Source organism: Anaerolineales bacterium (assembly GCA_037382465.1).
Classification (GTDB): Bacteria; Chloroflexota; Anaerolineae; order Anaerolineales; family E44-bin32; genus WVZH01.
On the sequence record JARRPX010000038.1, the window covers coordinates 1 to 22,459 of the forward strand.

The following is a 22,459-nucleotide window of genomic DNA, read 5'->3' on the forward strand; positions in this document are numbered from 1 at the left end:
AGGTAAACGGGCAGCATCATGATGTCTTCCTGGATTGGAAGCAAGATCAGGGAATATTTCATCCCCTCAAAAGGCGTGCACATGCTGTAGGCTTCAGCAACTGTGATGGTGAAATCCTGGTAATCCCCGTTCGTTCCCGTGGAATCGGGGTCGCCGAGTGCATACCAATCGTCCGTCACCAACACCCGCAGGGTATACGTACCTGCAGTGGAATAGAGCACTCCAGGCGTGAAGACTTCAGTGTGCGGTACGCCAGGCATGAGATCCGGAAGCGATACGTAACCGGCGGGATTGGGCGGCCCCCAGCCGTAATGGGGAATCAAGACCAGTTCGTAATCCTCTGCCGGGTATGCGCCCATGTTCTCGATCGTCACCTCCACCTCAACCCATCCGCCTTCGGCAGGCGAGGTGGTGCTCAGCACCACGTTGGTGATCACCGGGTTGGGTGGGATGTCCGATCCGGCGAACTGGAAGTCCCAGCCAAAGAGAAGATCGCTGAGGTCCTCCCCTTCCGTCAGGGTAATCTCCATCTCGCCGCCGGGAGGCACCGTAAAACCACCCGGGATCAGGATGGTATCGTTCGGCGGTGTGAGCGGGTCGATGCTCAGGCAGTAGGTTCCCGCCGTCGGCGGCACGATTTCGAATTCAAAGCTGCCGTCCGGCGCGGTGAGCGCCGTCTCGGAACTCACCGGGGCAAGACAGGGTCCGCTTTCGAGCACCAACGCTACGCCGTCAAAACCGGGCTCACCCGGGTCGAGGATGCCGTCGGCGTTGGAGTCATCGAACACCAAACCCGAGAGGAAAGACGAATCGCCGGTGGGAGATCCCCCACCGCCGAGCTCATATGCACCGAGGTCGCAGGCAGAACCGTGCGGCCTGGGTTCCCCGCGTTGGTCGGTTGCGGGACAGCTTCCGGCTGCAGCATTTTTCGCCGGGCTTCCGGGGGCGATGCTGTGGGTTTGGGTCGGACCGCCGTTATTGGCCAGCGGACCGAGCTGCGGATCATCCGTTATCGTAAAGCCGGTGCAGGTGCCGTCGCTGTCCAAATTCGGGCCAGAGATGGGACTGCTGGCCGGATAGCTGCAATCCCCACCGATGTTGTTAGCGATGATCGAATTAAAAATCTGGATGGTATTCGGGGCAGAGAAAACCGCCCCTGCTGTAATCCCGGTGTTGTTCGCGATGGTGGTATAGCTGATCGTGGCGTTTCCGGCGTTGATAATCGCCGCGCCGCTGATGATTCCCGAAAGGGTGGTGGAGTTGCCGGAGATGGTGCTGTTGATGATCGTCAAATCGCCGTTGTTGCCAATGCCGCCAGCAGACTGACTGGCGATGTTGTTGGCGATCGTGCTGTTACTGATTGTAGCTGTTCCGGCGTTGAGTATACCCCCTCCGGATTCGTTGGGCACGTTCTGGATGTTGGCCCCGTTGTTTTCAATGGTCGTGGCGTCGATGGTCATCGTCCCAAGGTTATAGATACCACCGCCTTTCAACATGGCGCGGTTTGCCGTGATGAGGCTGTTATTAATCGTCAGCACCCCTCTGTTGAAGATCGCGCCTCCCGAGTTGCTGAGTAAGATCGTGACGTTCGTGGGTTCCATGGCCAGCCCATCCAGAAGCGTCACGTCATTCAGGACCAGCTCTCCACCTTGCGAGATGTGAAATAAACGGATGGCAGATTTTTGCGCACCGGTGCTGCGCCGGATTGTGGCGACGTTGCCGTTGATCACGATAGATGAAGTGATGGATGGCAAACCATTGTTGCCGTCGATGGTATTGTTTACGACGCCCAGTTCGTAGACGCATCCCGGGTCGAGATCGATCGTATCTGTGCCGGGCCCGTTGTTGTTGGCATCATTGATCGATAGGATGAGAAATTCAGCCGAGCAAGGTGGTGGAGGAGGACCTCCATCACAACCCGAAAGAACGAGTACCATAGCGATTAATGAAGCAGCCCCAAGAATGATTCTATGCTTTTTGAACATCCTCTTCCTCCAAGTGTTGAGATGCTGGTTGTTCTTATATCTTTATTTCACAATCGGATTTATGGACAGTATATTTCTTCTACCTACACCTGCGCTGGAAATAAACAAAGAATGAATGATAGTGGTATCGCCTCCACTCAATTGTAAAACGTAATGATCGATCATTTTGTGACAAGCGAGAGTAAGTACTTCTATCTTTGCTACATTAAACATGAAGGTTAAGGTGCTGACAAGCAAAGATGCGATCGTGGATTGGGGGCGATCGATTTCGCACTGAGACAGATCGCGGCCGACATCACCGTTCTGGCCCTTTCCATCCTCGCCAGACTCGACCCGGCGATCAAGATCTTCCGCACCTACATATCGATCTATGGGAAGAGGTCCAGTTTTGGGGAGATATCCCGCAATCCACGGAAAGCCTGATCTTATGAGCGTGGATCAAGATCGTTGTTGCGCGATGACCATCCAGCAGGTTAGCACATGTAATACAAGACAAAGCCGCTCGATTGCATCGAGCGGCGTTTCAGGTGACCCGCACAGGACTCGAACCTGTAACCTACTGATTAAGAGTCAGCTGCTCTGCCAAATTGAGCTAGCGGGCCGTTTTCGATTCGCCCCAATTTTACCCGATCGATCGGTGCTGTCAATGAGTGTTGCACTGTATGGCCTCGCGAAGACAGCCGGATCACGTCTCGACCCCCCGGCAAGTGCAGAACCACCCAGGGGATCAGAAACACGCCTTGTGAGTCTTTTCGATCATCCCGGAAAGCCTTATTACCCACTGAAGGTGACGTCGAATAAAGCCGTGACGGGCTTCGGCGCGCCCAAATCTTGTCCGCGTTTGGAGGGCGAACAGCCACCGACTTCGAGACGGAATTGTCCAGGTTCCAGGATGAGTTTGCCATCGTCATCGTAGAAAGACATCATCTCAGGCGTGATTGTGAATTCGAGTTCTTTACTTTCACCTGCATGGAGCACAGCCCGCTCGAAGCCAATCAGGTGATGAAATGGAACAACAGTCGAGGCATGCAGGTCACTCAGGTAGAATTGGGCTGCTTCGGCTGCGTCTGATTCCCCACAATTGGTCAATGTCAGGCTGACATTAAGAGAATCTCCGAGAGTGATTGCCGCCTTTTCGAGCTGTAGTTCCGAATACTCAAATTTACTGTAGCTCAAACCAAAACCGAAGGGATAAAGAGGTTCTTCGGTCATATAGCGATAAGTACGCCCGTCCATGCTGTAATCACTAAAAGGAGGTAGTTGATCGAGCGATTTCGGGAAGGTGATGGGAAGTTTTCCCGATGGCGAAATATCGCCAAAGAGCACATCGGCGACGGCGCGACCCCCCTCCATACCGGGATACCAGACAAAGAGGATCGCATCCACCATATCATCGATTTCGCCCAGCGCGATTGGGCTGCCGCCGGTGAGTACGAGGATGATGCGTGCGCCATGAATGGATAATTCTCTGATGTAATCGATCTGACTGTGTGGAAGCGAGATACTCTCGCGGTCGCCATTTTGTGGAGAAAGAAGCGACTCTCCCTCCTCCCCTTCGAGAAATGAGTTGAGGCCTGCACAGACGATGGTGTAGTCTGCAGATTGCGCCATGCCTGGCGCCCAGGTTTCCTCGATCTCGCGCGAGTGTTTCAACGGCGCACCAGGGTGATATTCCAGGCCCATGCCTTCAGGGGCACGCCCTACAAGTCCTTCGAGCAACGTGACCATTTGGTTGTTGAAGCCATAGTAGTTGGCGAGCAGGACTTCCAGGCTTGCGGCAGTCGGACCCGTTACGAAAACCTTTTTTGCGGAAGGATCGATCGGCAGGATATTGCCTTCGTTCTTGAGTAGAACCACTGCTTCGGTGGCTGTTTGATATGCAAGTTGACGGTGGGCATCACAGGCGATCACATCAGTAGATATTTTGGTGAACGGGACATCATCATCAGGGTCGAACATGCCGAGTTTGAAACGCGTACTGAGCGTCCGCACAAGTGCGCGGTCTACATCGGCTTCAGTGATGAGGCCTCGCTGAATGGCGGCGGGGATTTCACTATAGATATGATCGCATGCGAGGTCGCATCCATGACTCAACGCCAATGCAGCGGATTCAACCGCGTCATTCGTAATTTTGTGATTTAGGTGAAAATCTGCCAACGCCATGCAATCCGAGACAAAATGACCCTGGAATCCCCACTCATCCCGCAGGATGTCTTCAATAAGCAGTTTACTGGCGCAACAAGGTTCATCAAGTGTGCGATTGTACGCACCCATCACCGATTCGACTTTTGCATCTATCACCAATTTCTTGAATGCAGGGAGATAAGTATCATAGAGTTCCCGTTTCGAAACAATCGCATTTAGCGAGTGCCGGTCTTTCTCAGGTCCAGAATGAACCGCGAAATGTTTTGCACATGCCGCGGTCTTGAGATATTTGGGATGGTCACCCTGCAAACCCCGCACGAACGCAGATGCCATCTCTCCCGTAAAAAAGGGATCTTCTCCCCAAGTCTCCTGCCCTCTCCCCCATCGCGGATCGCGGAAGATATTCACATTCGGTGACCACAAGGTGATACCCTGATATTGGGCAGTATAGCCATTGCGCCGCAGTGCGGCGTGATACTTGGCGCGTCCTTCGTCGCTAATTGCTGCCGCAACTTCAAAGATCAACTCCTTATCCCAGGTTGCCGCCATTGCAATTGCTTGCGGAAAGACAGTGGCTCGCCCGTTTCGGGCGATACCATGCAGGGCTTCACTCCAATAGTTGTAAGCGGGAATATTCAAGCGTGGAATACCGTGCGCTGGATGATTCATCAAGCCGACCTTTTCTTCCAGCGTCATGCGTCCGATCAAGTCATTCACCCGTTCGGCGATTGGCAGGGATGAATCCAGGTATGGAAGTCCCTCTATCGTTTTATCCACGCACATGGACCACTCCTAAGCGATCATTATGAACCTTGCTTGCATCTAAACCATCACTCGATGGAAGAGGGATCAAGCCTGCGGCCATCTTTCAAAACCTGACTGACGAAACAAATCGGGTTCTGCTCCGAGCCGGAATGAGCCTTTGGCCTCGGTCTTCCTTTGTTTGATGATGTCAGCGTCCAATAGACGGCTTTCTCCTCTGCACATCTGTAATTCGTTCCGATCCAATCGACGGACTCTTCACCAGGATAAAAACATGCGATATTGGCCTCTTCGGAAGAGGCTGCTTCCCAAACGAGAGCAGCAATTATGCCTCCCTCGGCCTGCAACGTCTCTCTAAATCTATTCCAGGCTGCTATATGCAGGTCAGGTGCGTCATCCGATCCCCCCCGAAGATGGATAAAAACAGGGCAGTTGTAGACGATCGATGTATCGAGCAGAGCGTCAATCTGTTTATCTGTGATGTTGAGCGAGTCATTCAATCTCAGACCAACAGATAATGTGCTGTTAGGATATTCGTCAGCGAGGCAGTTCTCGAACAAGTTGGGGTACACGCCCGTCTCGAAGGTGGATTCGGTACGGACATTCGTGGGCTGAGAATCGGTGGGAGCCACAGTGAGTATTGTTGGCGTGGAGGATGATATGTGACAGCGATGAGGTGTAGCCAAGGTTTCAATCCTAAACTGAATTGCTTCCGTGATAAATGATGCGCGCCCCAAAATTGAGAATCGGCAGAAGTGATAAACACTCGAATGCGGAGGCGGCAACAACCCGACAATTGGGTCGATCAGGGAAGTGTCCTGAAATTATCGGGTTACGAAAGTATCGTGTCATTCAGGAGCTACCCCTTGATCGCGCCCGCGGTGAGGCCGGAAACGATCTGGCGTTCCGCGAATATATAAAAGATGATCGTTGGCAAGGCTGACAATGCGACAAAGGCAGATACCAATGATAAATCCTGTCCGTATTGCCCCTGGAACTGCATCGTGCCGAGAGGCAGCGTCCACAGTTTATCGTTGTTGAGTACAACGAGTGGAACAAGCAGGTCGTTCCAACTGATGATCATCGTCAGTGCTGCGACGGTCGATAATGCCGGGCGTGCAAGCGGAAGCAAGATACGCAAAAAGAAATCAACTACCGTACAGCCATCGATATAGGCCGCTTCCTGCAATTCAGCCGGGATAGCCGTGAAGAAACCGCGCAAAATCATGATGTTTCCCGATAATAGAAATGCGGTTTGTACAACAATCACACCCCATAGACTGTCGATCAAGTCTATCTGACGCAGCACAAAATACACTGGCAGAATTGCGACGTTGATCGGGAACATGAGTCCCAAAGTAAAAAGATTAAACGCCAGCCCCTTCCCGCGGAATTGCATGCGGGCAAATACGAAAGCCGCCAGGCTGCACACAGTGACAACCAACGCCGTAACAATCAGCATGACAAACACGCTGTTGCGCATCATGGGCCAGAAGGAGTATGAGGCATTTCCTAAAATCAATGTAATATTTTCCCACCGAGGTGGAATGGGTACAGTATAAGGATGTGATAAATACTCGCCGCGAGTTTTCAGAGCGCCAAAAACCAGAATCACGATAGGGACAAACACGATCACGACGATGATCGAAAGTATGAAATACTGGAAAAATCTTGTTGCAAACTTCCTCCATCTTACGCGGGGGTGGTGTCTTTCCACTACGAGTTCATCCGTAATCATACTTTCATCCTTTCTAGTAGCCACTCAGGTAGTCGGGCTGGCGAGTCAGGCGTTGATAAATCAGGGAAAACATCAAGCAAAGCAGAAACATATAGATCGCCACCGCAGATCCATATCCAAGCTGGAAGCGCACAAAGCCGAAACGATACATATACGTTGCCAGTGTTTCACTGGCATTAACAGGCCCGCCTTTGGTCATGATCCAGACCACGATGAACTGCTGGATCGAACCGAGAACCGATAGATAGACTGAAGTACGAATGGTGCTTCGCAATAATGGCAGTGTGATGTAAAAGAAATTTTGGAACCTGTTGGCACCATCGATGCGCCCGGCTTCTTCGATCTCAGAGGGAATGTTTTGCAGGCCTGTCATGAACAACAACATGTGATAGCCAAAATACTTCCACGTCAATGCCACGAAAATCGCAGGCATGACGAGACTCGTGTTTCCAAGCCAGGCTTGCGGTTCGCCGCCCAGGAAGACGATCACGGCGTTGATAAAGCCGCGCTCGGGATCCGGATTGAGGATGAACAACCACATCAGCGCGGCGATCACTTCGGAGAGGACGTAGGGCATGAAGAAAATGACACGGAAGAAGACGCGCCCTGGCAAGTCGCGTCCCACCAGCACAGCCAGCATGAGTGAAAGCGGAAGTTGCAGGAATAGAGAGAACGCAATAATAAATAACACATTGCGCAGTGCGATCAAGAAGACTCTGTCCTGCAGAATGTTCTTGAAGTTATCCAGCCCCACAAAGTCAACGGCGGGGCCGAATCCCTTCCAATTGAAAAGGCTGTAATAAATCGATTGGATAATGGGATAAACAACAAAAATAATGAAAAGAACAATGGCGGGAAGCAGAAACAAAAAAATTACAAGTCTTTCCTTATTCTTTTTTCTTCCAGTTGTCCCCGGCTTCAATTTGAAGATATTCGGAATTGTTGGAAGATTTTGCATTCAGCACCTCCGATGCAGCCATGAAATGATGCGGGGATCGGTTCATTGAAGTCCGATCCCCGCATCATCAAAGTGCTTGCTTACTTCAGTTCCTGTTGAGCGGAGTTTTCAATTTCCTGGGCAGCCTGTTCAGGCGTTAGCGTGCCAGCAAACAATCCCTGGGTAGCGTCGTTAACGACGGAACCCATGGCAGGCGGTAAAGCCTGATCGTAATACAACTGGAAGTACTCCGCCTTGGCCAACTGCTGCTGGAGGATGATCATCAGCGGATCATCGAGACCAGCTTCACCACCCTTAACCACCGGGATAATCACGCCGATCTCAGCCAATTGAACCTGTGATTCCGGGCGAGTCAGGTATTTGACAAAGTCGATAGCTTCCGGAGATGCGTTTTTACCAATCGCAAAGCCGTTACCGCCACCAACCGCGTCGTTGGGATCACCAGCGCCACCTGCAACGGCCGGGAAGGGGAACCATCCGAGGTCATCGCCGATGCCCTCTTTATCTTCGCTGTTGTCTTTTTCAACAGCCGGAGCCCACTGACCCATCAATTCCATGGCGGCTTTGGCATTTCCCATGGCTGTGGCTTCATCGCCATAGGTCGCGCCGAGGAAACCATCCTGGAACGGTTCGAGGGCAACCAAATCCTGGACCATTTCGCCGGCTTTGACAAACGGTTCATCCGTGAAGGAGCCCGTGCGCAGCAACGCACCCTCAAAATTGGCTTTACCGCCCAGACGGGTCACTAGGTAGGCCCACATGTGCATGCCGGGCCAGTTATCACCTTCACCCAGAGCGATCGGAGTGATGCCGGCTGCTTTGAGCGCCTTCACATCATCGATTAATTCAGCCCAGGTGGTGGGCGGGGCATCGATGCCTGCCTGAGCAAAGAGTGCCTTGTTGTACCAGAAACCGATCATGCCCATGTCCCAAGGCACACCATAGTTCTTGCCCTTGTAGGAATACACACCCAACGCGCCGGGTGCAAAAGTGTTGCGCCACTCCCCGCCGTTCGCATCGAGGTCAGGGGTGATGTCTTTGAGCAAACCGGCAGTGGCGTACTCGTTCAATACACCGCCTCCCCAGCTCTGGAAGATATCGGGGGGTTCACCGGATTGCATAACAGTGGTCAGCTTGGTCTTAAAGGCTTCGTTTTCCAAGACAGTAATCTCAATGTTGACATTCGGATGGGCAGCCATGTATTCATCGGCGAGCTTTTGCCAAAGTGCTTTGTGTTCATCCGCAGTCGAGATATGCCACCAGGTAACTGTGACTTTCTCTCCTGATGCAGGAGCAGCCTTGGTGCCGCACGCAGAAAGAACGAATGCGGCGATAAGTATTATGCTAAATATTAAATGAAACTTGCGAGACATTTTCCTCCTCCTTCATTGAGGCAATCGATCTGATTTACGGATCTGCTATGTGAAAAGTGGGATATAGATCTTAGCGTATAATCTGTATGTGCTGGTTCTCCTTTCTGTGTAAAGGGATCCACACTACAGGGTCGGTTGGCTCGTCGGTGGGTTAGCCGACCCTGTATCTGGAGGCTGGACAGAATCGCGGATGATTAATTCTGTCGGCAACCTCATTTGGTCAACTTCTCTCTCGGGGTTTTTAAGAATATCCAGAAGCATTTGGGTAGCAACACGTCCCATCTGCTCAAGCGGTTGGCGAACTGTAGTCAGCGCGGGGCGAATCATTGCGGACTGAGGGACATCATCGAATCCCATGACAGAAATATCTTCTGGTACGCGCAGACCGCGGCTCCGAACAGCATCCATCGCCCCCATAGCCATTGCATCATTGGAAGCAAAAATAGCCGTCAGCACTTCGCCCAGATCCAATAAAGCAGTCGCTCCAGCGTAGCCGGATGGTTGGGTGTAATCTCCTTCGTAGATCAAGTCCGGGTTTTCGGGGATGTGATTGGTGCGTAACGCCGACTTGTACCCTTCCAACCGATCTGTGGCTGAATTCAAATCCATCGACCCAGTCATAAACCCGATTCTTCTGTGCCCAAGCTCGATAAGGTACTCCGTAGCTTTATATGCGCCCTGCCAATTGGTTGCGCCAACATAACGACACGGCTCATTCTCAACTTGATTGTCAATTAGAACAAATGGAAAACTACGATCTATCAGTGTGCCGATATAATCAGAAGGACTGCGCGGAATTAGAAACAGAAGGCCATCCACCATGCCTTGCACCATGTTGGCAACATATTTTGCTTCTTTATCAGCCACGAGATGGGTTGTGAAAAGCATCAGGTCAAGCTGGCTTAATTCCAGTTCAGTGTCAATCCCCTGCATGATTTCACCGATGTAGCCAGTTCCCAAATTCGGAACCAAGACACCAATTGTGTTGGTCTTCCTCCCCTTCAACCCCCGCGCCTGACGATTGGCGACATACCCCATTTCTTTTGCCACAGCTAATACCCGTTCGCGCGTCTCGTCAGCAACGTGAACATCATCATTAATGACACGCGAAACGGTGCCGAGTGATACACCCGCCTCCTTAGCCACTTGCACGATTGTCACTCTCGATGAAGATTTTCGTTTTGTCATAATTTGGAAACGTTTACAATGAGTACGATATAGATCAATTATTTACAAATTTATAGTGCGGTATGCCGATATTTTGTAGTAGTATTAGCAGATTTTTACCGTTATAATCGAATATATGAGAGAACATATTTGGAAACGTTTCCATGATTTTAGCAAATTCATTATCCGAAGTCAATTACTTTTCCGTTGTGACCGAAAACTCACGCGATTTTCCAAAAGATATCCCCGACCAAAGATTGGTCCATGGAAGACGATGAGGCAAGCTCGAAGAGCAGCATTGCAGCGAGCAAACGTGCTTTGCCCGAAACCTTTGTCAAAAAACGATTTGAAGGTGTGATCACCATTCAAGTCTGTGAAACGAAGATCGGCAGTTCAATCCACATTTAAAACGAGGAAATTCAACATGAACAGCAATATCAGAAAGAATCGCATGACCGATATTATCCTTACCCTACTTGAATCAGATGGTGCACCACTCGCAAACCAACAGGTGACCGTAGAACAAACCAACCATAGTTTTCTCTTCGGCACAGCCGCCTTCGACATAATTCCGCTGACAAACGGTGAATATATTGGTCAAGAAAAGGAACGTGCCGAACGACGCGCAGAGAAAATCACGACTCTATTCAACGCCGCAACACTCCCCTTCTATTGGGCACGCTTCGAGCCACAGAGGGGCAACCCCATCACAGAGAAGGTCAAGAATGCCGCTCGCTGGTGTCTCGATCGCAATTTGCTCCTAAAGGGACATCCTCTCTGCTGGCACACCGTCACAGCCGACTGGCTCCTCGAGATGAGCAACGCCGAAATCCTGGAAGCACAGACAGCCCGAATTAAAAGAGATGTATCAGATTTTCGTGGCTTGATCGATATGTGGGATGTCGTCAACGAAGCCGTTATCATGCCCATCTTCGAGAAATATGATAACGGCATCACCCGTCTCTGCAAGGAGCTGGGCCGCATCGAAACGATCAGGATAATGTTCAAAACGGCGCGGAAAGCCAACCCGACCGCAACCCTGCTCATCAACGACTTCGACGTCTCACCCGCCTACGACATTCTAGTGGAAGGATGTCTTGAAGCGGGAATACAATTTGATGTAATCGGTATCCAATCCCACATGCATCAGGGCTGGTGGGGCGTGGAGAAAACCTTGAAGGTGTTGGAAAACTTCGAGCGATTCAATCTCCCCATTCACTTCACGGAGACTACGCTGGTCTCAGGTCATCTCATGCCTCCGGAGATCGTAGACCTCAATGATTACCAAGTCACTGATTGGCCCACAACACCCGAAGGTGAGGAACGCCAGGCAGAACAAGCCATTCGACATTACGAAACGCTCTTCTCACATCCGTTAGTGGAAGGCATCACCTGGTGGGATTCGTCCGATGGTGGTTGGCTCAATGCGCCAGCAGGTTTGCTGCGAAAGGATGGTTCTGCCAAACCCGCCTACGAAGAATTGATGAAACTGATCAAGGGAGAATGGTGGGTATCACCTACGAAAGTTATGACGAACGACAAGGGTGAAATTCACTTTTCCGGATTTTATGGTCAATACAAATTGTCTTTTGGCAGAAAACGAAAGGATTTCGCTATTCCAAAAGGAAAAGAGACGAGGATTTCTGTCGAAGTGTAATTGCCGAGGAACACTCGCATCAGTTTTTTGGGGGTTCGGCAGATCGCGGGCCTGTTGTATCCAGGTGTACAACCGCAACTGGATCTTTCCGCTGAGGTATACAAGTCGACTGCAAGACCAGCGCTGTCGATGCACGCTTGCACAGCCCAACCTTACGCAGACACCTGGATCGCCTTTCGATCTCCCGGCAGGCGCGAGACGACCGCAGTGCCGAGCAGCATTAACGCCGCGCTGATGGTGAATCCCAAGCGCAAACCGTATGCATCCGCAATGAGACCTAAAACGATCACCGCCACGGCACGGATGAGAAAATTGGTTGCCATGAACACGCCGTTCGCCAGGGCGCGATTTTCGGGAAAAGACTCCTGCACCATGGCCATCAACACCGGTGTCGTCGACAGCGAAACCAGTCCCAACGGGACGAGCACGGCGAAACGCATCCAGTTCGTCCAGGAAAGGAACAACAGCGTCAAAAACGGCGTCGCCAGCATGGAGATGTACAGAACGCTGCGTCGTCCCCAGCGATCGCTGAGCGTCCCGCCCAGCAGCGCGCCGATGACGCCGGCGCCTTCCAGAATGGAAAGCGCCGAACCGGAAAGAAATAGATCGCTGCCTTCCTCGTTCAGGAATATGGGCAGATACGTTGTGAGGCAAACACTCATAAAAGCGCGTAAAAGGAGGAACAACGCCAACGGAAGCATTAACGTGCGCATCTCCCGCAGAGCCTGCTTCCAGTGCAGTTCGCTAACTTCGTCCGGACGGCCGGGTACGTCTTTCAAACGAAAGAAGAGTATCGCTGAAGCCATCCAACCGCCCAACATCAACCACGCCAGGCCCTCCAGCGTGAGATAGCCGATCGCTGCGACCAGCAAGATCGGCCCGATCGTGCGCCCCAGCTCGCCGCCGACCATCCAGAAACTCATGCCCAGCCCAAGGCGATTTCCCGATACGCGTCCCGCCATGACCGGCCCGATGGCGTGGATGCTCGCAGAACTGAATCCCGCGGCGAGCAGCAGAATGGGCAGGATGACGTAAGAGGGTGCGACGCCCAACAAACTCATCATCGTCGCCGTAACGCCCGGCGCCAGGATCACCAGGTAGCGCAGACTGACCCGATCGCCGATGTGGCCGATCAGCGGCTGCAGGATCGAAGGGCCCTGCATGAAAACCGAAAGCAGACCGGCTTCCGTCTTGGAAAGCAGGAACTTATCGATCAGCGCTGGCAGCATCGGTGCCAGGAAAGCCGAGTACGTGTCGTGAATCCAATGCCCGGCAGCCAGACTGATCACGTCCGCGGTTATGAAATCATCCTCAGCTCCGGAACGTGGGAGGGCATTCCGCTCGATCCCCTGTTGGGTTTTTTGCAGTCTGGCCAATAGCTTTTCCCGATCGGACTAGTTTTGAACCGCATTATTCTAACAGATACGGATTCCGGCGGCACCAATCGGCGCGTTTGCCGCTTGATTCCGTTTCAATCGTTGCTACAATGTCAGATGATGGACCTCGACGAACCTCGCGTGCGAGCGCCAGAATTTCCAGACTCGATGTGGCTCAACATCTACAGCGATGTATCGTTGCACAGCTTGCAGCCCAACGTCGTCCTACTCGATTTCTGGGAGTATACCTGCATCAACTGCCTGCGTACCTTGCCCTACCTGCGAGCCTGGCATGAACGCTACGCCGATCTCGGGCTGACGATCGTGGGCGTCCACACACCCGAATTCCGCTTCGGCCGGCGACCCGAATTCGTCAAGGCGGCCATCGGCCGCCTGGGCATAGGATGGCCGGTCGTTCTCGATAACGACCAACACATCTGGACCAGCTACGCCAACTGCTGCCGGCCGACGATTCATCTGATCGACGGGCAGGGTTACGTCCGATTCTCACGCGCCGGGGATCATGGCTACACGCAAATTGAAAGCGTTATCCAGGCTTTGCTGCGGGAGAAAGATCCCGACGTTCAACTGCCGCCGCTGCCCAAAGCAGAACATGCCCCCAGCGCCGTTTGTGTCCCCACTTCACAGGAAATCCACGTCGATGCACTCGGTTGCCCCTTACCGCAGGACGATAAGGCTGTCGAGTATTCGCTGCCGGCCCATCTCGCCGAGGGGCACTTCTACCTCGCAGGCAGCTGGCGGCTTAAAAACGACGGTCTGACAATCTCCGGCGAAAGCGGGACGATCACCTTGCCCTACCACGCCGCAGACGTTTACGCCGTGCTCTCGCCGAGTCCACACAGCGGCGGCTACACACGCTCCGAACACAGCCCACTTAAGATTGAGATTCTCCAAGACGGACGGCCGCTTCCGGTTGACAACTACGGCCAGGATGTGTTCAAAGATAAGGATCGATCGATGCTGCGCATCGACATCCCTCGCAGCTACCACGTAGCTCACAATTCAACGGTTCGCCGCGCTGAACTTCAAATGCGCATAATGGAAACCGGACTCACGTTATTCGCCTTCTCCTTCGGATCTTGCCTGATCACCGATCCGGCGGAAGAAAGCAGGGGAGCCTGACGTGTTGCGAAGGATTTTGTTGTATCTTTCTGATGCCGGCTGGGCACGCCGGCTCGTCAGAAATTGGCGGCTCGCCCGGCGGGTCTCATCTCGCTTTATCGCCGGAGAAACGCTCGACGAAGCCTGCGAAGTCGTGCGCAGGTTGAACCAGAAGGGCATGTATACTTCGCTGGATCATCTGGGGGAGAACGTCACCAACACCGAAGAGGCGGATGTGGCACGAGACGACTATACCCACATGCTCCAGCGCATCTCCGACACCGATCTTCAATCGAACATATCCGTCAAGCTCTCCCAACTCGGTCTCGGCGTGGATTTCGAACGCTGCTTGTACAACATCCACGCCATCGTTTCACATGCCGCATCTCTCAGCATCATGGTGCGCATCGACATGGAGGATTCGTCCACCGTCGATCGGACGCTCGAAATCTTCCGCGAGCTGCGGCACTCCGGTCTCGACAACGTCGGCCTCGTCTTGCAGGCTTATCTCTTTCGTACACAGGAAGACTTGAATGCCCTTTCACCCTTGCACGCGCACGTTCGTATATGCAAGGGAGCCTACAACGAACCCGCCGAAGTTGCCTTCCCCCGGAAGTCAGACGTCGACTGCAATTTTGACTGCCTATCCAGTCAGTTGCTCGATTTCGCCAAGTCCACCGCCGAGCAAACCGCCACCAGCGGGAAATACCCTCCGATCCCGGCGATCGCCACGCACGATGAAAGACGCATCGCACACGCCGTCCATCACGCTGAAACGATCGAAATGCCCAAGGGATCGATCGAATTCCAGATGCTCTACGGAATCCGGCCCGACCTGCAGAACCGCCTGGCAGAATCGGGATTCCCCGTCCGCGTTTATGTCCCCTTCGGGAGCGAGTGGTATCCTTATTTCGTGCGCCGCCTGGCAGAACGACCGGCAAATTTAAGATTCTTCTTGTCCCACCTCGTCCGCCGAAAAGGAAACGAATCATGAAACGAAGAACGTGCGGCCTGCTTGCTTTTTTACTGCTGCTCCCCGCTTGCACATCGACGCCGTCCCCCACCAGACTGGCGCCCAAACCTACAACGCAGTCATCGTTTGAAGCAACACCTGTACCAATGACGGAAGAAATGCCCATGCCGGCGACGTGGACTCCAACGCAGACTCTCCTACCGACACAGACATCCACCGTCACGCCCAGTCCTACGATGACGCTCAGCCCTACCCATATAAAAACGAGTACTTCTCCGCCGACGAGGGCCGATGTTCCCATGGATCTCACCCTCACTTCGACCACCATTCAACGCAGCGATCTGCCCCCCGGTTTCGAGCAAATTGAATACGATAGACAAGGTGTGAAGTACCTGCCGCTGGAAGATGAAGGGATCGCCGCAATGGGAGCGGTGTTCTACACCAATCGAGAAACGAGGAGTTCCGTCCTTTCGGTGACGTTCGCTTTCGCCAACCCGGCAAGCCAACTAATCTTCGACCAATCCCTCGACGATCTCGAAGGGATCATGCAAAAAAAGTTCGACGAATTGGGTTTGTACGAAATGGGGATCGAGGTCGATCTCCAAGTGCTCCAAGATTTTCCGAAAATTGGAGAGAAGTCTGCGGCCGCGCATCTGGAATTGGGAATCAGCGGGTTAAAGACGATGACCGACATTGCGCTGTTCCGCATCGAGGGCTACGGCGGCGTCGTGATGATCGTTCCTCCGGCGACAGAACCCAATGATCTCGAACCGGCTGCGTTGGCTTATTTGCAATACAGCCGGATGGTCGCCATACTGAGTGGGGGTTCCTGATGGATTTACAAGGGAAAACGGCAGTCGTTACCGGCGGGGCGCATCGGGTGGGAGGCGCAATCTCACTCGCTCTCGCCGAACGCGGCTGCCGCGTCGTGGTACACTTCCATACATCTGCAGCGCAGGCTGATAGAACCGCCTCGAATATTGAGAATCTCGGCCTTGAGTGCATCAAGGTCCAAGCAGATTTAGGCCAGTATGCAGGCGTGCTTGCGCTTTTCGAAGCCATCGACCAGGTTGGCTGGAGCGCGGACATCCTGGTCAACTCGGCGGCAATCATGAAAGCGGCTGACCTCCTTAAGGCAGACGAAACCGACTGGGCTCGGACCATCGATCTGAATTTGAAAGGGGCGTTCTTCTGTCTGCAGCAGGCGGCGGCGCGCATGCAGACGCAGGGCGGCTTGATCGTCAACATCACCGACATCGCCGGACAGCGTCCCTGGCCTCGCCATCCGATTCATTCGATCAGTAAAGCGGGGCTTGAGATGCTGACCCAGGTGGCCGCACTGAAATTGGCGCCCAAGATCCGGGTCAACGCGGTTGCCCCCGGCCCCGTGGCCAAACCTGAATCGATGAGCGCAGATCGCTGGCGCGAGATTACAAACGAACTTCCACTGAAGCGAGGCGGAGATTCCCGCGATGTCGCTCGAGCGGTGTTATTTCTAGCCGAGAACGACTTTATCACTGGCGAAACACTGGTCATAGACGGTGGCAATAGGTTGCTGTAGCGAATTTCTCCATTCCCGATCGTGGCCCGATTCGAACCACGACAGCAGCCAGACAAGATGGTAAGGATATGCAGGACAGAGATCCCGCGACGACCTTCGACATGAAAACCCTGCGTCTCTTCTTAAAATTGAGCAGGCCCGTCTTTCTCCTCGGCGGCGCGCTGGTGTTCGGACTCGGCGCCGCCATTGCATCGTTTCAGGATTACCCCATCGATCTCGGTCGCTACCTGATCGGCCAGGGCATGATTACATTCATTCAATTGATGACCCAGTATCTGAATGAATATTACGGTGCCGATGCAGACCGCGAGAATCCCAACCGAACGCCGTTTTCCGGCGGAAGCGGTGTCCTGGGGCCGGATGGACTGCCGCACCAGGTCGCGCTCTACGCCGCGGCGGCCTGCGTTGCAATTGCAGGCACTCTGGCATCCGTCTCGGTCTTTCGCAATCTGTTCCCCCTCGTTGCCTGGCTGATTCTGGTCTTGATCTTCATCGGCGCATTCTATTACAACGTTCCGCCAATTCGCTTGATCCGCTCGGGCTACGGAGAGATCACGACCTCGACCATCGTCGCCTTGTTGGTCCCCAGTTTCAGTTTTGCCGCACAGTCCGGAAAAGTAGACCGTTTGCTACTGATGAGCACGATTCCGTTGGTGGCCTTGCACTTTGCGATGATGATCGCACTCCAACTCCCGGATTATGCCAGCGACTTGAAACACGATAAGCACACGCTGATGGTCAGGTTGGGTTGGTCCACGACGATGCGCTTGCATGACTTCGCCATCCTCTTCGCCATCATCTTTCTGGGCGTGGCCTCTTTTTACACTATACCCCTACGAGTCGCGCTCGGCTCCCTGATCGCGCTGCCGCTGGCACTGGCCCAGATATGGCAAATGCAGCGCATTCGCCGCGGCTATCCGGTCCGCTGGCGCATCCTCACTTTCAGCGCAGTCGGCTTGTTCAGCCTGGCGGTGTACCTGCAGTTAATCGGGTATTTGTATACATAAGCATGCCCGAATTTTTGAATCTCCTCCCGCCGGATGCGGCATTAGAAAAACTCCTGCACGCGATCCCTGAGGATCGAACGCCAGCCTCCGAGACGGTGCCGACGGCGGAGGCTCTCGATCGCGTTCTGTGCCAAACGATCGCTGCTCCCCACACTTTACCGCCCTTCGACCGTTCCACCGTAGATGGTTACGCACTGCGTGCAAAGGACACGTTCGGCGCAAGCCCCAGTCTTCCGGCGTATCTCACGATCGCAGGTGAAGTCGAGATGGGCAAGCCCGCGCTCCAGGAACTCGCAACGGGCCAGGCGATCGTCGTGCACACCGGCGGTATGATTCCACCCGGCAGCGACGCCGTCGTAATGCTGGAGGATACGCAGTGGGCCAGGGAAGGCGAGATCGAGATCCTCCGCGCCGCCGCAGTCGGAGAAAACATCCTCCAGGAAGGCGAAGACGTTAAAAACGGCGATACTGTCTTTCGAGCCGGCCAACTTCTGCGAGCGCAGGAAATCGGAGGCTTGATGGCCTTCGGTGTCACGCAGGTGCAGGTCGCACGCCGGCCGCAGGTGGGAATCCTGTCGACGGGCGACGAGATCGTTCCCCCGGACGCCACTCCGCAGCACGGACAGGTCCGCGACGTCAACAGCTACACCTTGAGTGCGCTCGTCCACCATGCCGGCGGAACACCGCTACGGCGCGGTATCGTGTCCGATCGACGCCAGGATTTACTTCGAGCGGCAGAGCAAGCGCAGCGCGAAGACGACGTCCTCATCATCACAGCAGGCTCGTCCGTCTCTGCACGCGACATCACGGCAGACGTGATTGGCTCGCTGGGACCACCGGGCGTCCTGGTTCATGGAGTCTCGATCAAGCCCGGAAAGCCGACGATTCTCGCCGTAGCAGACGGGGTTCCCATGATCGGCCTGCCTGGGAACCCGGTGAGTGCGCTGGTATCGGCCGGATTGTTCCTGGTACCGGTGATCCAAAAATTACTCGGAATCAAGCGAAGCCCGCGCAGCGCTTCGGTTTCAGCCCAATTATCCGTCAACATCGCATCGAAGGCAGGCCGGGAGGATTATCTTCCCGTCAGCCTCTTGGAAACGCCGGACGGACTCGTCGCGGAACCCGTGTACGGTCGTTCGAATCTCATCTTCACCCTCATACGCGCAGACGGACTGATTCGTATCCCTGCCGAATCGACCGGGGTGGCTGCCGGGACGAGCGTCGCGGTACGCTTATTCTGATGCCCGTATGCTCGTGCGGTGGATCGGGAAGATTTTTCGCAAGATCGTTTCAGCCAGGAGACGGCAACATTGTCCACGACTGACAAGCGCGCTTCCTTTTATCTGAATGATATTCCCCTTCGGGAAGCGCGTGAACGCTTCAGGCAGGCGCTGGCCGCGGCCGGCCTGGATCGTCCGCTGGGAAGCGAGACGCTGCTCCTCGATCGCGCCCTCGGACGTGTGACCGCGGAAGCGGTGTGGGCAAAACGTTCCTCTCCGCACTACCACGCAGCCGCCATGGACGGCTTTGCGCTGCGGGCGGCGGATACGGACGGCGCCAACGACCGCAATCCCACGGATCTGGCACTCGAAACCCAGACAGCCTACGTCGACACGGGCGATGCGATGCCGTCCTGGGCGGATGCCGTCGTGCCGATCGAACTCGTCGAACCCATCCCGGCATCCGCCGACGTGCGCCACTGTGATTCGATCCGCATTCGCGCGTCAGTCAGCCCGTGGTCGAACGTGCGTTTGATGGGCGAAGACATGGTAACGACGGAGTTGGTCCTGCCGGCCGGACACGTTCTCCAGCCCATCGATCTGGGCGCCATCGCAGCGTGCGGCCACGATTGCGTACGCGTCTGGCGCCGGCCACGCGTGGCGATCCTGCCCACCGGTTCGGAGCTCGTTCCGCCCGGCACGCAGGCGAAAGCGGGACAAATCATCGAATTCAATTCTCTGGTGCTTGCCGGACAGGTGGAAGCCTGGGGTGGTGAGCCAAGCCGCTTGCCGATCGTTGGGGACGATCCCGCCAAACTCAAAAAGGCCGTTGCCTCGGCATCCGCAGCCCACGACCTCGTGCTCGTCATTGCCGGCTCGTCGGCCGGAAGCGAAGACTTCACGGCCGGTGCGATCGGCGAACTGGGCCGGGTCCTCGTCCACGGCATCGCCGTACGCCCGGGGCATCCCGTAATCCTCGGCATGCTGGACAGTGCACCTTCGGAAAAAGAAGAGTCTTCCAGCCGGTCCGTTCCCGTGATCGGCGTTCCGGGATACCCGGTGTCTGCAGCGCTTACGGGTGAGATCTTCGTCGAACCGCTGCTCGCAGAATGGACGGGGCGTCTCCCGCGGGAACTTCCCACGCTCGAAGCGACAATCACCCGCAAAGTACACTCGTCGCTCGGAGACGACGAATATCTACGCGTGACCGTGGGACGAGTGGGAAATCGGATCGTCGCCGCCCCACTGACCCGCGGTGCAGGCGTGATCACCTCCCTCGTCCGCGCGGACGGCATCGTCATCATCCCTGCCGGCGTCCAGGGCTTCCAGGCGGGCGAAAAGGTCAACGTAAAGCTCTACCGCACGCCCGCGGAGATCGAACGTACGATCCTGATACTGGGCTCCCACGATCTGTGCATCGACCTCATGGCGCAGTTCATCGCCTTCAAGGGCGCTCGAATTTCATCCGCCAACCTCGGCAGCCTCGGCGGGCTGATCGCCCTTCGGCGCAGGGAAGCACATCTGGCCGGCAGCCACCTGCTCGATCCCGAGAGTGGAGAATACAATCTGACTTACGTCGCCAAATACCTGCCGGAGGTCGAGACGGTCGTCTTGGGCTTCGTCTACCGCCAACAGGGCTTGATCGTGGAGCGGGACAATCCGCTGGGCATCCAGGGTCTCGAGGATCTCACCCGGGAAGATGTTGTTTTCATCAACCGTCAGCGAGGTAGTGGGACCCGCATTCTTCTCGATTATCACCTCGCATCACAGGGAATTAACGCAAAAACGATCCGGGGATACGATCAGGAAGCGTTTACCCACCTCGCCGTCGCCGCAGCGGTCACATCGGGCCGTGCGAATTGCGGCCTCGGTATCCAGGCCGCAGCGGCCGCGCTGGACCTGGATTTCATCCCCTTGTTTCAGGAACGCTACGATTTGATCATTCCCATGGAACACTACCAGCATCCCAAGCTGCAGCCGTTGCTCGAGCTGCTCGAAGACCCGGAATTCGTGCAGGCCGTGAAGGATTTGCCGGGCTACGATACCGCGCCCATGGGCAAACGCTTTGCTTGATCCGGTAAAATGTACATACGCATAGGGAGGCCAGATGGACACATTAAAGCCAGGGGACAGCGCACCGGATTTCGAGCTTAATAGTGATCGCGGAGAACCGGTCAAGCTGAGCGATTATCGCGGCCAGACCGTGGTACTCTATTTTTACCCCCGCGCGGACACACCGGGATGTACCAAAGAAGCCTGCGCGTTTCGAGATGATTACCGCATCTATAAAGAACGCGGCGTCGTCATCCTGGGTGTCAGCCCGGACAGCGTCAAGAAACAGGCAAAATTCAAGGATAAATACAATTTGCCTTTTACGTTGCTCGACGACACCGAACACGAGGTCAGCAAGGCCTACGGCGTTTGGGGGTTGAAGAAATTCAGCGGGCGGGAGTACATGGGCGTACTGCGAACCACGTACCTGATCGGCGCCGATGGAAAGATCATCGACGTCTTCGAGAAGGTCAAACCGGCGGAACACAGCCAGGAAATCCTGGAAGCGCTCGATCAGCACAAGGTATGATGCTGGCCCTTTACGGAAGAGACTCGCAGGTTTGAAGCGACGTCGTGTCGCGGCCGCGAGTTATGACGAGTACCATCGCTTCACGTGACAAATGACCTATTGAACCACGTAGTACAGCGCGTATAATGCAATTGTCGTCACTTGGCCTTTGGGTCAGTGTAGCGACCGCCCCCGGGCTTGCCCCCCTCAGGTCTGGGGGTGCTTCTTTTAACGCAATGCGCGGAAACGATTTATCCAGACTTCAAGCAGCCGCCGGTTTTCGTATTAGTGCAGCAGCTTTAGTATCTCTTCCGGCTTGAAATCGAAAACCCGTTTCCCGTCGATGTCGAACGTCGGCGTGATCAGCTTGCCGTCCGCCCATTTGCGGACCTGTTCCATGGCGCCGGGTGTAGTCCACACGTCGACTTCCGTGTAGGCCAATCCACGTTTGGCCAGCCATTCTCTCGCCTTTTTACAATCGTGGCACCATTTCGAACAGTACATGACGATGCCTCCCCGCGGCAGCTCAGCGGGTTCTTCAATCGGGATCTTGCCTTTCACTTCCGGATCGAAGCGCTGGATCTCGGCGAAAAGGATGTCGTTGTTGGGCAGGTCGTCGATATCGTGTATATCGATGTATTGAATCACGCCCTTTTTATCGAGGACGAAAATGGCGCGTTCGGTGTATCCTTCCTTGCGCAGGACGCCGTACTTCTTCGCCACTTTTCCGTGCGGCCAAAAATCACTCAGTAAGGTATAATTGTTCCCACCCTGGCTCTCTGCCCATGCTTTCAATGGCGGATTGGTATCTCGGCGGATGCCCTGAACCTGGGGGTCCAAGCTCGCTTACTTGGC

At 54.6% G+C, this 22,459-nt stretch carries 20 protein-coding genes and 1 tRNA gene; 11 read left to right on the forward strand and 10 right to left on the reverse strand.

All coding sequences use genetic code 11. The annotated features are described in order from the left end of the window. On the reverse strand, nt 1-1,985 hold a 1,985-nt coding region (locus P8Z34_10865; GenBank protein MEJ2551174.1), incomplete at its 3' end, for a choice-of-anchor Q domain-containing protein. Nucleotides 1,986-2,237: 252 nt separating this feature from the next. Between P8Z34_10865 and P8Z34_10870 the strand changes: the two genes are divergently transcribed. After that, on the forward strand, nt 2,238-2,408 hold the full coding sequence (locus P8Z34_10870) for a hypothetical protein (GenBank protein MEJ2551175.1): 171 nt from the start codon (nt 2,238-2,240) through the stop codon (nt 2,406-2,408). 105 nt (nt 2,409-2,513) lie between these two features. On the opposite strand, the gene P8Z34_10875 is transcribed toward P8Z34_10870, so the two are convergent. The 7 genes from P8Z34_10875 to P8Z34_10905 form a co-directional block, all read right to left on the reverse strand. Next, nucleotides 2,514-2,587 (reverse strand) — tRNA-Lys (locus P8Z34_10875). Between the two features lie 172 nt (nt 2,588-2,759). Next, a complete protein-coding gene (locus P8Z34_10880) occupies nt 2,760-4,907 on the reverse strand; it encodes a glycoside hydrolase family 3 C-terminal domain-containing protein (GenBank protein MEJ2551176.1) in 2,148 nt (715 codons plus the stop codon). Between the two features lie 53 nt (nt 4,908-4,960). After that, nucleotides 4,961-5,464: a hypothetical protein gene (locus P8Z34_10885; protein ID MEJ2551177.1), complete on the reverse strand. Its 504-nt coding sequence runs from the start codon at nt 5,462-5,464 to the stop codon at nt 4,961-4,963. Nucleotides 5,465-5,751: 287 nt separating this feature from the next. After that, on the reverse strand, nt 5,752-6,630 hold the full coding sequence (locus P8Z34_10890; protein MEJ2551178.1) for a carbohydrate ABC transporter permease: 879 nt from the start codon (nt 6,628-6,630) through the stop codon (nt 5,752-5,754). A gap of 13 nt (nt 6,631-6,643) precedes the next feature. Further along, nucleotides 6,644-7,588 (reverse strand): sugar ABC transporter permease, encoded by a 945-nt coding sequence (locus P8Z34_10895; GenBank protein MEJ2551179.1) that lies wholly within the window; start codon nt 7,586-7,588, stop codon nt 6,644-6,646. Between the two features lie 80 nt (nt 7,589-7,668). Further along, nucleotides 7,669-8,961 carry an extracellular solute-binding protein gene (locus tag P8Z34_10900; protein ID MEJ2551180.1) on the reverse strand — a complete coding sequence of 431 codons (1,293 nt, stop codon included), beginning with the start codon at nt 8,959-8,961 and terminating at the stop codon, nt 7,669-7,671. A 123-nt stretch (nt 8,962-9,084) separates the two neighbouring features. Further along, a complete protein-coding gene (locus P8Z34_10905; GenBank protein MEJ2551181.1) occupies nt 9,085-10,149 on the reverse strand; it encodes a LacI family DNA-binding transcriptional regulator in 1,065 nt (354 codons plus the stop codon). Between the two features lie 243 nt (nt 10,150-10,392). Here P8Z34_10905 and P8Z34_10910 point away from each other — a divergent pair, with 243 nt between their 5' ends. Together P8Z34_10910 and P8Z34_10915 are read left to right on the forward strand one after the other, a co-directional pair. Next, on the forward strand, nt 10,393-10,536 hold the full coding sequence (locus P8Z34_10910; GenBank protein MEJ2551182.1) for a hypothetical protein: 144 nt from the start codon (nt 10,393-10,395) through the stop codon (nt 10,534-10,536). A 43-nt stretch (nt 10,537-10,579) separates the two neighbouring features. Beyond that, complete coding sequence (locus tag P8Z34_10915) at nt 10,580-11,785, forward strand: endo-1,4-beta-xylanase (protein ID MEJ2551183.1); 1,206 nt, start codon at nt 10,580-10,582, stop codon at nt 11,783-11,785. Nucleotides 11,786-11,937: 152 nt separating this feature from the next. Here P8Z34_10915 and P8Z34_10920 read toward each other — a convergent pair whose 3' ends face one another. Further along, nucleotides 11,938-13,161 carry an MFS transporter gene (locus P8Z34_10920; GenBank protein ID MEJ2551184.1) on the reverse strand — a complete coding sequence of 408 codons (1,224 nt, stop codon included), beginning with the start codon at nt 13,159-13,161 and terminating at the stop codon, nt 11,938-11,940. Nucleotides 13,162-13,278: 117 nt separating this feature from the next. On the opposite strand from P8Z34_10920, the gene P8Z34_10925 reads away from it, so the two are divergent. The 8 genes from P8Z34_10925 to bcp all read left to right on the forward strand — a co-directional run bounded on the left by P8Z34_10925 (nt 13,279) and on the right by bcp (nt 21,625). Further along, entirely contained in the window at nt 13,279-14,304 is a 1,026-nt protein-coding gene (locus P8Z34_10925; protein ID MEJ2551185.1) for a redoxin domain-containing protein, read from the forward strand. A 1-nt stretch (nt 14,305) separates the two neighbouring features. Next, nucleotides 14,306-15,277, forward strand: a complete 972-nt coding sequence (locus P8Z34_10930; protein MEJ2551186.1) for a proline dehydrogenase family protein — start codon at nt 14,306-14,308, stop codon at nt 15,275-15,277. Beyond that, a complete protein-coding gene (locus tag P8Z34_10935; protein ID MEJ2551187.1) occupies nt 15,274-16,089 on the forward strand; it encodes a hypothetical protein in 816 nt (271 codons plus the stop codon). The genes P8Z34_10930 and P8Z34_10935 overlap by 4 nt, the downstream gene beginning before the upstream one ends. After that, nucleotides 16,089-16,817: an SDR family oxidoreductase gene (locus P8Z34_10940; GenBank protein ID MEJ2551188.1), complete on the forward strand. Its 729-nt coding sequence runs from the start codon at nt 16,089-16,091 to the stop codon at nt 16,815-16,817. Before P8Z34_10935 ends, P8Z34_10940 begins: the two co-directional genes overlap by 1 nt. Nucleotides 16,818-16,885: 68 nt before the next feature. Continuing rightward, nucleotides 16,886-17,824 (forward strand): prenyltransferase, encoded by a 939-nt coding sequence (locus tag P8Z34_10945; GenBank protein ID MEJ2551189.1) that lies wholly within the window; start codon nt 16,886-16,888, stop codon nt 17,822-17,824. Between the two features lie 2 nt (nt 17,825-17,826). Further along, a complete protein-coding gene (locus P8Z34_10950; GenBank protein MEJ2551190.1) occupies nt 17,827-19,065 on the forward strand; it encodes a molybdopterin-binding protein in 1,239 nt (412 codons plus the stop codon). A 69-nt stretch (nt 19,066-19,134) separates the two neighbouring features. After that, nucleotides 19,135-21,117, forward strand: coding sequence for a molybdopterin biosynthesis protein (locus P8Z34_10955; protein MEJ2551191.1), 1,983 nt, complete (start codon nt 19,135-19,137; stop codon nt 21,115-21,117). A 34-nt stretch (nt 21,118-21,151) separates the two neighbouring features. After that, nucleotides 21,152-21,625, forward strand: coding sequence for a thioredoxin-dependent thiol peroxidase (bcp, locus tag P8Z34_10960; protein MEJ2551192.1), 474 nt, complete (start codon nt 21,152-21,154; stop codon nt 21,623-21,625). 264 nt (nt 21,626-21,889) lie between these two features. Here the strand turns inward: bcp and P8Z34_10965 are convergent, their stop codons facing one another. Next, nucleotides 21,890-22,444 carry a redoxin domain-containing protein gene (locus P8Z34_10965; protein ID MEJ2551193.1) on the reverse strand — a complete coding sequence of 185 codons (555 nt, stop codon included), beginning with the start codon at nt 22,442-22,444 and terminating at the stop codon, nt 21,890-21,892. Nucleotides 22,445-22,459 lie beyond the last annotated feature (15 nt).

Bases quoted from the DNA above. Each gene is read 5' to 3' on its own strand.
- P8Z34_10890 (MEJ2551178.1), bottom strand. From the start codon at position 6,630: ATGATTACGGATGAACTCGTAGTGGAAAGACACCACCCCCGCGTAAGA.
- P8Z34_10895 (MEJ2551179.1), bottom strand. From the start codon at position 7,588: ATGCAAAATCTTCCAACAATTCCGAATATCTTCAAATTGAAGCCGGGG.
- P8Z34_10900 (MEJ2551180.1), bottom strand. From the start codon at position 8,961: ATGTCTCGCAAGTTTCATTTAATATTTAGCATAATACTTATCGCCGCA.
- P8Z34_10905 (MEJ2551181.1), bottom strand. From the start codon at position 10,149: ATGACAAAACGAAAATCTTCATCGAGAGTGACAATCGTGCAAGTGGCT.
- P8Z34_10910 (MEJ2551182.1), top strand. From the start codon at position 10,393: ATGGAAGACGATGAGGCAAGCTCGAAGAGCAGCATTGCAGCGAGCAAA.
- P8Z34_10915 (MEJ2551183.1), top strand. From the start codon at position 10,580: ATGACCGATATTATCCTTACCCTACTTGAATCAGATGGTGCACCACTC.
- P8Z34_10925 (MEJ2551185.1), top strand. From the start codon at position 13,279: ATGATGGACCTCGACGAACCTCGCGTGCGAGCGCCAGAATTTCCAGAC.
- P8Z34_10935 (MEJ2551187.1), top strand. From the start codon at position 15,274: ATGAAACGAAGAACGTGCGGCCTGCTTGCTTTTTTACTGCTGCTCCCC.
- P8Z34_10940 (MEJ2551188.1), top strand. From the start codon at position 16,089: ATGGATTTACAAGGGAAAACGGCAGTCGTTACCGGCGGGGCGCATCGG.
- P8Z34_10945 (MEJ2551189.1), top strand. From the start codon at position 16,886: ATGCAGGACAGAGATCCCGCGACGACCTTCGACATGAAAACCCTGCGT.
- P8Z34_10950 (MEJ2551190.1), top strand. From the start codon at position 17,827: ATGCCCGAATTTTTGAATCTCCTCCCGCCGGATGCGGCATTAGAAAAA.
- bcp (MEJ2551192.1), top strand. From the start codon at position 21,152: ATGGACACATTAAAGCCAGGGGACAGCGCACCGGATTTCGAGCTTAAT.